Annotated in this window: 12 protein-coding genes; 7 read left to right on the forward strand and 5 right to left on the reverse strand. The window is 70.4% G+C overall.

All coding sequences use genetic code 11. From position 1 onward, the window contains the following. Positions 1-2: 2 nt before the first annotated feature. The 3 genes from ACFYWY_RS12670 to ACFYWY_RS12680 are packed head-to-tail and all read left to right on the forward strand — an operon-like array spanning position 3 to position 2,968. Positions 3-1,157 carry a VWA domain-containing protein gene (locus tag ACFYWY_RS12670; protein WP_389184019.1) on the forward strand — a complete coding sequence of 385 codons (1,155 nt, stop codon included), beginning with the start codon at positions 3-5 and terminating at the stop codon, positions 1,155-1,157. Continuing rightward, positions 1,150-2,262, forward strand: coding sequence for an XdhC family protein (locus tag ACFYWY_RS12675; RefSeq protein WP_389184022.1), 1,113 nt, complete (start codon positions 1,150-1,152; stop codon positions 2,260-2,262). Before ACFYWY_RS12670 ends, ACFYWY_RS12675 begins: the two co-directional genes overlap by 8 nt. A 10-nt stretch (positions 2,263-2,272) precedes the next feature. Then, a complete protein-coding gene (locus tag ACFYWY_RS12680) occupies positions 2,273-2,968 on the forward strand; it encodes an SRPBCC family protein (RefSeq protein WP_389184025.1) in 696 nt (231 codons plus the stop codon). 2 nt (positions 2,969-2,970) lie between these two features. Here ACFYWY_RS12680 and ACFYWY_RS12685 read toward each other — a convergent pair whose 3' ends face one another. The 4 genes from ACFYWY_RS12685 to ACFYWY_RS12700 all read right to left on the reverse strand — a co-directional run bounded on the left by ACFYWY_RS12685 (position 2,971) and on the right by ACFYWY_RS12700 (position 7,750). After that, a complete protein-coding gene (locus ACFYWY_RS12685; protein ID WP_389184028.1) occupies positions 2,971-3,366 on the reverse strand; it encodes a hypothetical protein in 396 nt (131 codons plus the stop codon). Positions 3,367-3,718: 352 nt separating this feature from the next. Then, positions 3,719-4,642 carry a MurR/RpiR family transcriptional regulator gene (locus ACFYWY_RS12690; RefSeq protein ID WP_389184031.1) on the reverse strand — a complete coding sequence of 308 codons (924 nt, stop codon included), beginning with the start codon at positions 4,640-4,642 and terminating at the stop codon, positions 3,719-3,721. 49 nt (positions 4,643-4,691) lie between these two features. Then, positions 4,692-6,527 carry a glycoside hydrolase family 15 protein gene (locus tag ACFYWY_RS12695; protein ID WP_389184034.1) on the reverse strand — a complete coding sequence of 612 codons (1,836 nt, stop codon included), beginning with the start codon at positions 6,525-6,527 and terminating at the stop codon, positions 4,692-4,694. A 185-nt stretch (positions 6,528-6,712) separates the two neighbouring features. Further along, on the reverse strand, positions 6,713-7,750 hold the full coding sequence (locus tag ACFYWY_RS12700) for an SDR family oxidoreductase (protein ID WP_389184037.1): 1,038 nt from the start codon (positions 7,748-7,750) through the stop codon (positions 6,713-6,715). 168 nt (positions 7,751-7,918) lie between these two features. On the opposite strand from ACFYWY_RS12700, the gene ACFYWY_RS12705 reads away from it, so the two are divergent. The 4 genes from ACFYWY_RS12705 (at position 7,919) to ACFYWY_RS12720 (ending at position 11,156) form a co-directional block, all read left to right on the forward strand. After that, entirely contained in the window at positions 7,919-9,103 is a 1,185-nt protein-coding gene (locus ACFYWY_RS12705; protein WP_389184040.1) for a zinc-dependent alcohol dehydrogenase, read from the forward strand. Positions 9,104-9,219: 116 nt separating this feature from the next. Continuing rightward, positions 9,220-10,032, forward strand: a complete 813-nt coding sequence (locus ACFYWY_RS12710; RefSeq protein ID WP_389184043.1) for an SDR family NAD(P)-dependent oxidoreductase — start codon at positions 9,220-9,222, stop codon at positions 10,030-10,032. Between the two features lie 11 nt (positions 10,033-10,043). After that, the gene (locus ACFYWY_RS12715; protein WP_389184046.1) at positions 10,044-10,697 is read left to right on the forward strand and encodes a phosphoribosyltransferase; all 654 of its coding nucleotides are present in this window, start codon (positions 10,044-10,046) and stop codon (positions 10,695-10,697) included. Between the two features lie 105 nt (positions 10,698-10,802). Beyond that, positions 10,803-11,156 (forward strand): DUF3140 domain-containing protein, encoded by a 354-nt coding sequence (locus tag ACFYWY_RS12720; RefSeq protein ID WP_389184049.1) that lies wholly within the window; start codon positions 10,803-10,805, stop codon positions 11,154-11,156. A gap of 9 nt (positions 11,157-11,165) precedes the next feature. Here the strand turns inward: ACFYWY_RS12720 and ACFYWY_RS12725 are convergent, their stop codons facing one another. Beyond that, positions 11,166-11,585, reverse strand: coding sequence for a DoxX family protein (locus tag ACFYWY_RS12725; RefSeq protein WP_389184051.1), 420 nt, complete (start codon positions 11,583-11,585; stop codon positions 11,166-11,168). Positions 11,586-11,679 lie beyond the last annotated feature (94 nt).

The following is an 11,679-nucleotide window of genomic DNA, read 5'->3' on the forward strand; positions in this document are numbered from 1 at the left end:
TCATGCCCGCGGCGCCGGCGGTGGACGCGACGGCGGTCCTCGTGGGATTCGCCCGGGCACTGCGCGAGGCCGGCCTCTCCACGGGCCCCGACCGCGTGCAGACCTTCCTGCGCGCGCTCGACCTCCTCGACGCCGGGCGCCGCTCGGACGTCTACTGGACGGGCCGGCTCACCCTGTGCGGCAGCCAGGACGACTTGGAGCGGTACGAGCGCGTGTTCGCGGCGTACTTCGCGCAGGAGCAGCGGCCCTCCGACCGGGTGCGCCGGGTCCCGGCCCCGGGGGCGGTGCTCCGCATGCCGGCCGCCGAGGCCCGCCCGCCTCTCGAAGCAGGGGAAGAACAGGCCGGGGCGCCGCCCGCGGCCGCCCTCGCGAGCTCCGCGGAAGTCCTGCGCCACCGCGACATGGCCGAGTTGTCCGCGGCCGAGCGCGCGCATCTGCGCCGGCTGCTCGCGGCGTTCTCGCTCAGCGGCGAACCGCGCCGTACTCCCCGGCTGCGACCCGCCCGGCGCGGCGGCGTCGATCCGCGGCGCACCGTAAGGGAGTTGCTGCGCGGCGGCGGGGAGCCGGCGCGGCTGCGCCACCGCGCCCCCGCCACCAAGCCGCGCCGCGTCGTGCTGCTGCTGGACGTGAGCGGCTCGATGGACCCGTACGCGGACGCCCTGCTGCGCTTCGCGCATGCGGCGGCGCACGGCTCGCCGTCCGGTACCTCTGCCCGCACGCGCACCGAGGTGTTCACCATCGGCACCCGGCTGACCTGCGTGACCCGCGAAATGGCGCACCGCGATCCGGACGCGGCACTGGCCGCTGTCGCGTCGGCGGTGCCCGACTGGAGCGGAGGCACCCGGCTCGGCGAGACGCTCCGCGGCTTCCTCGACCGGTGGGGGCAGCGGGGGACCGCCCGGGGAGCGGTGGTCGTCGTGCTGTCCGACGGGTGGGAGCGATCGGACCCGGCGCTGCTCGCGGCCCAGATGCGGCGGCTGCACCGACTGGCCCACCGAGTGGTATGGGCCAATCCGCGCAAAGCGCGCCCGGGATACGAGCCGCTGGCGGCCGGAATGGCCGCGGCGCTGCCCCACGTGGACGCGTTCGTAGAAGGGCACAGCCTGGGCGCGCTGGAGCGCCTGGCGGCAGTGGTGAGAGGTGCGGCCGATGCGTGAGATCCTCCCGGCGCTGAATCGCTGGTACGCCTCCGGAAGCCCGTTCGGGCTCGCCACCGTCGTCGCGGTCAGCCGCAGTGCGCCGCGCGGCCCGGGGGCGGCGATGGCTGTGGGCCCGGAGGACCAGGTCGTCGGCAGCGTCTCCGGGGGCTGCGTGGAGGGCGCGGTGTTCGACCTCGCCAAGGAGGTCGTCGAGACCGGCCGGGCGCAGCTGCAGACTTTCGGCTACAGCGACGACGACGCGTTCGCCGTCGGGCTCACCTGCGGCGGCGAGATCACAGTCCTCGTACGCTCCGTCTCCGCGGCGGTCGACGGCTCGTTCGGCGAGGTCGCCGCGTCGGTCGCCGAGCACCGCCCGGTCGTGGTGGCGACCGTGATCGACGGGCCCGCGCCGCGCGGCGCCGTGCTCGCCGTCTGGCCGGACGCGGTGTCCGGCTCGCTGGGATCGGCAGGCCTCGACGCCGCGGTCACCGACGACGCGCGCGGCGAGCTGGCGCAAGGGGCGACAGGCCGGCGCCACTACGGCCCGCACGGCGAACGGCGCGAGGACGACGTCACCGTGTTCCTCCAGTCCTTCGCCCCACCGCCGCGGATGCTTGTGTTCGGCGCGATCGACTTCGCCGCCGCGGTGGCCCGGATCGGCGCGTTCCTCGGCTACCGGGTCACCGTGTGCGACGCACGCCCGGTCTTCGCCGACGCCCGGCGCTTCCCGGACGGGGTCGAGGTGGTGGTCGACTGGCCGCACCGGTATCTGGGGGGCACCGAAGTCGACGACAGGACCGTGATCTGCGTGCTCACCCACGACCCGAAGTTCGACGTCCCGCTGCTCGAAGTGGCCCTGCGTTCCCCGGCCGCGTACATCGGTGTGATGGGCAGCCGCCGAACGCACGAGGACCGTCTGGCGCGCCTGCGGGCGAACGGAGTCGACGCGGCCGAGCTGGAGCGGTTGCGCTCGCCCATCGGCCTCGACCTCGGCGCCCGTACTCCCGAGGAGGTGGCGGTATCGATCGCGGCGGAGATCGTCGCGTTGCGGTGGGGCGGCAGCGGCAGCCCGCTGGCACGAACAGCCGGAGCGATCCACCGTGCCCGTCTGAAGCCGGTGTGAGGAGAAGACCATGGAGCTGCGACACCAGTTCACCGTCCCTGTCCCGGTCGACGAGGCGTGGCGGGTGCTGCTCGACATCGAGCGGATCGCCCCCTGCATGCCGGGCGCCACCGTGGAGGGCTTCGACGGCGAGCACATCATGGGCAGGGTGAAGGTGAAGGTGGGACCGATCACCGTGACCTACTTCGGCACCGCCACCTTCGAGGAGAGGGACGAGGCGGCACACCGGATCGTCCTGACCGCGCATGGCAAGGAAGTTCGCGGGCAGGGCACCGCGCGAGCCACCGTCACCGGAACCCTGGCCGAGGCCGGGGCCGAGGGCGACGGTGGTACGGCGGTCACGGTCGTCACCGATCTGACGATCACCGGACGGCCCGCCCAGTTCGGCCGCGGAGTCATGGCCGATGTGGGCGACAAGCTCGTGGGCCAGTTCGCCGACTGCGTGTCGCGGCAGCTGGCGAGCGGGGAACCGTCGGCGAGCGCGCCCGTCGGCGACGGCGCCGCGACGGGCGCAGCCACCGGCCCCGGCCGGGCCGGGGCCGGCAGTGCCGAGCCTGGCGTGTCCGGCCGCACCGGCTGGTACGAGGCCGAGCCGATCGACCTTCTGCGCATGGCGGGCGTCCCGGTCGCCAAGCGCGCGGCGGTGTTTCTTGTGGCGGCCGCACTCGCCGCCCTGACGGTCATCCTCATCCGCAGAAAACGGTGACGCTAGGCGTGTGACCGCCTGCGCTGAGCATCCGTGCCCGCCAGGAGGGCTTCGGTGATGAGCCGGACGCCACGGGCCAGCCGGTTGAGCTGCTCCAGCTCGATGGCGTACAGCCTGATGGTGTTCTCGATGGTCGTGTCGGACAGCCCGAGGGTGGGCAGCTCCGCCCTGCTGGTCTGCAGCGCGGCCCGCACGGCCCTGACCTCGTGCTGAAGCTGGAGCTGCGCATGGCGGGCGAGGAGGACGTGGTGGCGGGTGAGCGTCGAGTAGCCGGCGTAACGGGCCGGCAGGAGGTCTCGCAGCCAGCGCGCCGCCGTGCGCTCCCAGTCGTGACTGCCGGGAGCCTTGACCTGACAAGGCCAGTCCGGGCTGAGAGGTGTGTAGATCTGGGAGGACATCGTCGTCCCTTCCGGATGCGATGCGTGCGGGCTATGACAGTGGAGCTTTCTGGCGGCCCCGGCCCAGGGGTTGACCGGGGCCGCCACGGGTGTCCGCGGGAAGCGGATCGCCCGGGTGGAACACCAGGGGGCGACGTGAGGAGGGAGCGTCGTCCCTTGGGTGTTCGGTCATGTGGCCTGCGGAATTTCCTTCGGGAAGGGCTGAGGCCGGCTCGCGACCTCGGAGGCAGACCGGGCGGTCACCAGGTGCAGTAAATATATATACCGTCGAGTAAGCAAGAGTATGAAAAATTTCATGCACAGGCTGTGTTGCCGAGGCCCGCCCGATGCGCGCCGTTCGCGTCGGTTCGCGTCAGTCCTCGAGGAAGAAGTCGTGCTGTTCCGCAGCCTGCTCGTACCCCTCGAGCCGGACCTGCGTACGCCCCGGATCCGCGTCGGCCATCGCCTGCAGGACGGCTGCGGACAGCACCCCCGGCGCCGCATACGAGTCGAAGACGAGCCGGGATCCGGTGCCCGCGGTGAGCGCCACATCGGCTTCGTCCACCAGCGGCCCGAGTGTCAGGTCGGTGATCAGCGCGACGCGCAGCCCCGTCCTGCGGGCGGCCCGCATCGCCGCCAAGGTCTCGTTCGCGTGCCTCGGCATCGCGAAGGCGAGCATCCAAGTGCCGCCCGCCTCCCGCGACTGGAGCAGCGCGTCGTAGGCCACGCTGCCGCCGCGGGTCACCAGACGAACATCGGGGTGGATCCGCCTCGCCGCGTAGGCGAAGTACTCCGCCAGGGACACCGAGATCCGCAGGCCCAGAATGGTCAGCGGCGCCGACCGGGCCAGTTCGCGGCCGACGTCGAGGATCTGGTTGGGGTCGGCGAGCAGGCGCCGCAGGCTCTCCAGATTCTCGATCTCGGCGTCGACAGCGGCCTGCAGCTCGTTGCGGCGGATCTCTTCGCGGGTGTCCGGGTGACCGGCGACCGCGCTGAGCGCGATGGGCTGCAGCGCCTCGCGAAGGGCCGGGAAACCGCTGAAACCCAAGGACGAGGCGAAGCGGGTCACCGACGGCTGGCTCACCCCCACGCGCTCCGCGAGCTCCGTGATCGACAGGAACGCCGCTTCGGTGAGATGGTCCACCAGGTACTGGGCGATGCGCCGCTGCGCGGGGGACAGCCGGTGGCCGCCGAACAGTGCGAGGACCCTGTCCGTGGGGGCCGCCTCGGCGTCCGGAGCCTGCTGTCCCGGCGTGATCGCAGCCGCCTGTGCACGTGCCTGCTGCCCTGATGGCACCGGTGTGCCTCCTTCTCGTCCCACTCGTGAAACATAGCTCACGAGTGGGCTACAGCTCCCGGGCTTCGGCCTTGTCGAGTGCGTCGTCCAGCGCCATCGCCGCCGTGATGAGCGACAGGTGGGTGAACGCCTGCGGGAAGTTGCCCAGTTGCTCGCCCGTCGGGCCGATCTCCTCGGCGAAGAGGCCCACATGGTTGGCGTAGGTGAGCATTTTCTCGAAGGCGTAGCGTGCCTCGTCGACCCGGCCCGCCAGGGCGAGCGCCTGTACGTAGTGGAAGGTGCACAAGGTGAACGTGCCCTCGGAACCGCGCAGTCCGTCGGGGGACGCGGACGGGTCGTAGCGGTAGACGAGGCTGTCGGAGACCAGCTCGCGGTCCATGGCGTCGAGAGTGGCGAGCCAGCGAGGGTCCTTCGGCGCGACGAACCCGACGAGGGGCATGAGCAGCAGCGAGGCGTCCAGGACGTCGCCGCCGTAGTGCTGGACGAATGCCCGGCGCTTCTCGCTCCAGCCGCGCTCCATCACCTGGAGGAAGATCTCGTCGCGGGTGGCGGTCCAGCGCTGCAGGTCGGCGGGGCGCGCGTACTGCCGGGCCAGACGGATGCCGCGGTCGAAGGCCACCCAGGACATCAGCCGACTGTAGGTGAAGTCCTTGCGGCCGCCGCGGGTCTCCCAGATGCCCTCGTCGGGCCGGTCCCAGTTGCCGGACAGCCAGTCCAGGACCCGGGCGATCGCCTGCCAGCCCTCGAAGCCGCCGCTCTCTGCGATGCCGCCGGACTCCATCATGGCGAACGCCGCCTCGCCGTAGATGTCGAGCTGGAGCTGATCCGCGGCGCCGTTCCCGATGCGTACGGGGAAGGATTTGCGGTAGCCCTCCAGGTGGTCGAGGACCTCCTCTTCGAGTTTCGGGTCGCCGTCCACCCGGTACATGATCTGCAGCGGCTCGCCGGAGACGGTCCCGCCCGCGGCCAGCCGCCCGCCGAGCCATTGACGGAAGGCGTTCGCCTCCTCGGTGAAACCCAGGTCGATCAGCGCGCCCAGGGACAGCGAGGCGTCCCGGATCCAGGTGTAGCGGTAGTCCCAGTTGCGCTCGCCGCCGATCTGCTCGGGCAGTCCGGCGGTGGCGGCGGCGATCGGGGCGCCCGTGGGGGCGTAGGTGAGCAGCTTGAGCGTGATGCCCGAGCGGTTCACGGTCTGCCGCCAGCGGCCGCGGTATCGGGAGGTACGCAGCCACCGGTGCCAGAACTGTACGGTCGCCCCCCAGGCGCCCTCCGCGGCTGCGCGGGTGAGCGGCTCGGGTGGCTCCGCGCCGGTCGCGCAGGTGGTCAGCACGGCCGCGGCGGTCTCTCCGGCCTGGAGCGTGACGGAGGCCTGGACGTCATTGTCGTCGTCGGTCCACAGCGGTGCGCTGCTCTGCAGGTGCAGGTCGATGCCGGGGCCGGTGAATACGGCACTGTGGCCCGCCTCGGCCAGCGTGAGCGTGTGCTTGGCGCGGCCGTAGTCGAAGCGAGGGCTGCACTCCAGGGTGAAGCGCACGCTGCCGCGTACGACGCGCATCACCCGGAACATCCGGTGGCGGTCCGTCGCGATTTCGGGGGCGTCCAGAGGCATGAAGTCCACGACCTCGCCCACCCCCTCGGCGGTGAGGAAGCGGGTGACGAGGACCGCGGTGTCGGGCAGGTAGAGCTGGGTGACGCGGGCGTCCGAATGGTCGGCGGTGATCCTGAAGCTGCCGCCACGCTCCTGGTCGAGGAGGGCGGCGAAGATACTGGGGGAGTCGAATCGCGGGGCGCAGAACCAGTCGACCGCTCCGTCGGCCGCCACCAGGGCGACGGTCTGCAGGTCCCCGATCATCCCGTGGTCTGCGATCGGCGGGTATGGGGACATCGCGGTTCTCCCTCGTCAGGAGCCGGTGGCCCCGCCTGCGTCAGTACGCCCTGGACAGGACCATCCTGCGATGGCCGTCGTGACCCCGCACGTCTACGCGTCCGAGGGGGTCGGCGGTTTCCCTTGCGGGGGTCTCCGTGTAATTAAATATTGAACTAAAACTGGAGCGCGTGCCGCGGTCCGACTCAATGCGCCCTGTGGCCCGCGAGCGGAGCCGTGGGTTCGCCACTGCCCTGGCGAACTCCACGCAGGAATTCCGCGATTGCCTCGAGCGAGGTGTGTGACGGCGTCCAGCCCAGCTCGTCACGCGCACGCGAGGGGTCCAGGAGCGGCAGCCGCAGCACCGCGTCGAACAGGTGCGGTGACGCCGGGGCCATATGCAGCCCCCATGCGGCGGCCAGCATCGCCCGTACTGCCTGCCGCGGTACGGGCACCACGCGCGCGTCGAGGAGTTCGCCCAGCGACCGCGCGTCGACCACCGGTCCGGCGGCCAGATTGAACGCTCCGCGCACATCGCGCAGCACAGCCTGACGGTAGGCCTCCGCGGCGTCGTCGGTGTGCAGCGCCTGGAAGCGCAGGCCCTTCAAGTCCGGTACGTACGGCAGCAGTTCGGGTCGCAACAGCGGTCCGGGCAGGAAGCGGCCGGCGAAGATGCGGCGCTGTTCGCTCGCGGCGCCTTCCTTGAACAGGAAGCAGGGCCGCATCCGCACGACGCGGACCTCGGGATGATCCCGCTCGTAGGTGTCCAGAACCCGTTCGAGATAGGCCTTTTCGCGGCAGTACGCGGCGTCCGGCCAGCCATGGGTGGGCCAGGACTCGTCGACGCCGCGGCCCTCCTTCGGCCCCGGTGAGTAAGCCCCGACCGACGAGGCGTGGATCAGCGCCGGCACACCGGCGGACGCGACCGCGTTGAACACCTCCAGCGAGCCGAGGACGTTCGTCTCCCAGGTCACCACCGGGTCGTGGGTCGGCTGGAACCGCCAGGCGAGATGGACGACCGCGTCCGCGCCGGCGAAGTGCTGCCAGAGCAGATGAGTGTCCTCCAGTCGGGCGAGGTCCACGGCGGCCCACTCGGTCTTCGGGACACTCAGCTCGGGGATCCTGCGGGCGATCCCCAGGACGGAGCCGATCTGCGGATGATCGGCCAGGCTCCTCACCACGCTCGTGCCGACGTTGCCGGTGGCCCCGGTGACCACCACTCGCAATCCTGTGTTCGGGCTCATGACGTACTCCGTCACCTTGATTGAGACCTTGACTCATTGCTCGGAGATTCATTGCTCTGAGGGTTCGGGTGTCCGGATGCGCAGGGATGAAACGACGACCGGTGTGTAGCGAGACGCCCTCGGGGGACCCGGAGTGCGCCGGAACCATCACCGTGACAGGAGGACGGCATGCGCGCGCTGACATGGCAGGGAAAGCGGGACGTGCGGGTGGACACCGTGCCCGACCCTCACATCAAGGATCCGGGAGACATCATTGTGCGGGTCACATCCACCGGAATCTGCGGATCGGACCTGCATCTGTACGAGGTGATGGGCCCGTATCTGGACCCCGGAGACATCCTCGGGCACGAACCCATGGGCATAGTCGAGGAGACAGGTCCGGAAGTGACCTCCCTGGCCGCCGGCGACCGGGTCGTCATCCCCTTCAACATTTCGTGCGGGCACTGCTTCATGTGTGAGCAGGGCCTGCAGTCGCAGTGCGAGACCACGCAGGTCCGCGAGCGGGGCACCGGGGCCGCGCTGTTCGGCTACAGCAAGCTGTACGGCCAGGTGCCCGGAGGGCAGGCCGAGTACATGAGGGTTCCCTTCGGCGACAGCCTTCCGATCAAGGTGCCGGACGGGCCTCCCGACGAGCGGTTCGTATACCTGTCCGACGTGTTGCCCACCGCGTGGCAGGCGGTCGAGTACGCCGACATCCCGCCCGGCGGGTCGGTCACCGTCCTGGGGCTCGGACCGATCGGTGAGATGGCCGCCCGCGTCGCCCTGCACCGCGGCGCCCGCCTGGTCGTGGGCGTCGACCTGGTGCCGACCCGCCTCGCCAGGGCCGCACACCACGGGATCACGACGATGGACCTGCACAGGTATGGAAAGGGGCTCGGCGACGCCATCCGCGATCTGACCGACGGGCGGGGGACCGACGCCGTGATCGACGCCGTCGGAATGGAGGCGCATGGCGCGCCCGTCGTGAAGGCCGCCCAGTGGATCACCGGCCTGCTGCCGGACGCCGTCGCCGGACGGGTGATGGAACACGCCGGCGTGGACCGCCTGAGCGCGCTCTACACGGCGATCGACGTCGTACGGCGCGGCGGCACGATTTCGCTGTCCGGCGTGTACGGCGGCGCGGCCGATCCGCTGCCGCTGCTGACCCTGTTCGACAAGCAGATCCAGCTCCGGATGGGCCAGGCCAACGTCAAGCGCTGGGCGGGCGACATCCTGCCGCTGCTCGACGACGAGGACGTGCTCGGCGTGGAGGGCTTCGCGACGCACAGGATGCCGCTCGAGGACGGACCGAGGGCATACGAGATGTTCCAGGAGAAGCGGGACGGCATGATCAAGACGCTGCTGAAGCCATAAGGCGCCGCTGACCGCCCGCTGGAACACACCTGACCCCCGCGGGCGGCGAGTGACCCCCTCGGGCGGCGAGCCGGCCGGAGAACGTTTGCGTATGCCGTGACGGGTACCCGAGGTGCATGAACGAGACCAAGCCACTGGCCGTCGTCACAGGTGCATCGAGCGGCATCGGATTCGAACTGGCCAAGCAGTTCGCGGAGCACGGATTCGACCTCGTACTGGCCGCGGAGGACGGCGAACTGTACCTCGCGGCGGACGAGGTCCGGGCGAGCGGAGTCGGCGTGGGGGTCCAGGTGGTCCAGGCCGATCTGGCCGCGCAGGGCGGCGTCGAGGAGCTGTACCGGGTCGTCGCGGCCACGGGCCGGCCGGTCGCGGCCGCGGCGCTCAACGCGGGTGTCGGCCAGGGCGGCGCGTTCGTCGAGACCGACCTCGCGGACGAAATCCGCATCATCGACCTCAACATCACCTCGACCGTGCAGCTGGCGAAGCGTCTGCTGCCGGACATGGTCGCCCGTGGCGAGGGCAGGCTGCTGTTCACCTCCTCCATCGCCTCGACCGTGCCCGGCTCCTTCCAGGCTGTGTACAACGCCTCGAAGTCCTTCATCCAGTCGTTCGCGCAGGCCTTGCAGAACGAACTCAAGGACACGGGTGTGACGATCACTTCCCTCATGCCGGGCCCGACGGAGACGGAGTTCTTCCACCGGGCCGGCATGGAGGACACAAAGGTCGGCCGGCAGCCGAAGGACGATCCCGAGCTGGTGGCGCGGCAGGGTTTCGAGGCGCTCATGGCCGGGAGGAAGAAGCTCGTCGCGGGCTCCGCCAGGACCAAGGTCCAGGGGCTCGCCAACAGGGTTCTCCCCGACAGCCTGAAGGCGGTTGCGCACCGCAGGATGGCGGAACCGGGTGCACGCTCGTCGGACGCCGGCCGCTAGGGAGGGACGCCATGCGATTCGACGATCGACGGCACGCCGGCCAGGAGCTCGGCGTCAGGCTCCTGGAATGGGCGGCGGACGGTGACCTCACCGAAGCAATCGTGCTCGCTCTGCCTCGTGGCGGTGTGCCCGTCGCCGCGGAGGTCGCCCGGGCCCTGCGCGTATCCATGGACGTCCTCGTGGTCCGCAAGATCGGTGCCCCGGGCGCACCTGAAGTCGGCATCGGGGCGATCGTCGGCGAGGACCCGCCCGTCTTCGACCGCCTCGCGCTGGAAGTCCTGGGCCTGGACGAGTCGGAGTTCGCGGCGGAGGTGGCCATGGAACGACTCGAACTGCACCGTCGCGACGACCTCTACCGCGGCGGGCGGCCCGAACCCCAGGTGCAGGGCCGAACCGTCATCCTGGTCGACGACGGCCTCGCCACCGGCATCACCGCGCGTGCCGCGCTGCGCCATCTGCGCCGCCAGAACCCCGGACGGCTGGTCCTTGCCGTACCGGTCTGCGCCTCGCGCAGCGCCGTGGAACTGAAGGAAGAGGCCGACGACCTCATGTGCCTGCACCAGCCGCACAATTTCCAGTCGGTGGGGCAGTGGTATGCGGACTTCGGCCAGGTCTCCGACCAAGAGGTGCTCGAGACGCTGCGTGGCCTCTCCTCCACGGTCTGAGACCGCCGCTGAAGACCGCTGTCCGAGCTGAAGACCGCCGTCCGACAAGACAGCTGTCCGAAAAGACCGCCGTCCCATGAGGCCGCGCACACCCCGGGAGGACCTGTGGCCGACATCGACATCCTTGAACTCGACGCGCTCTGGGCGGAGTTCCACCGTGTGGTCAACATGACCTCGCAGGAGCTGAGCGCCTGGCTGACCGCGTACGAAGCGGACGAGAGCGCACAGCCGCTGCCGGAACACGACGGCAGTCCAACCGGGCAGCATGTGCTCGGCATTCTGCACAAGCGCCGCGCCGACCTCACCAATGACGACATCAGCGTGATGTACGAGGTGGTGGACGCGGTCGGCGCCCAGCGGGACGACGATCCGGGGGGCAGCGATCCGCGGGGCAGCGATCCGGGCCTGCGCCACCGCCTGATGTCGGTCGGGCACGACCCGCTCAAACCCCCTGCGTAGAGGGGTGCGTCAGCTGATGTGGAAGAGCGGACCCGTGAGAGTGAGCCCCAGATCGTGGCCCGCGTACGAGAAGAAGGCCAGCAGCATCAGCGCCGCACCGGCCAGCGACAGGTCCTTGAAGAAGGTGATCATCTCCACCGTCCTGGCCTGTTCGTCGGTCTCCTTCCAGAAGGGGTGCATCTGGAGCGCCGTCGGGACCAGGAAGACCGCCAGCAGCAGCGCGCCCAGGTCGGCCCAGACCCCGAACAGCACCATCAGCCCGCCGGCGAGGAGAAGGACTCCGCTGCCCGCGGTCGCCGCCACGGGGGCGGGAACGCCACGGGAGGCGGCGTAACCGGCCATGGCCTTCGTCTTGGTGAGGTGGCCGACCGCCGAGTTGAGGAACAGGACGCAGAAGAGAATGCGGCCGATGAGCACGAGGACATCCACTGTTACCTCCAGGCTCGCTCGCAGGAAATTTGAAGAGAAAACTTCCTGTATGCAATTTTACTCGGCAGGCGGGCGAAATGTCCCATTCGGTGGA

Source organism: Streptomyces sp. NPDC002870, from assembly GCF_042888505.1.
Lineage (GTDB): Bacteria > Actinomycetota > Actinomycetes > Streptomycetales > Streptomycetaceae > Streptomyces.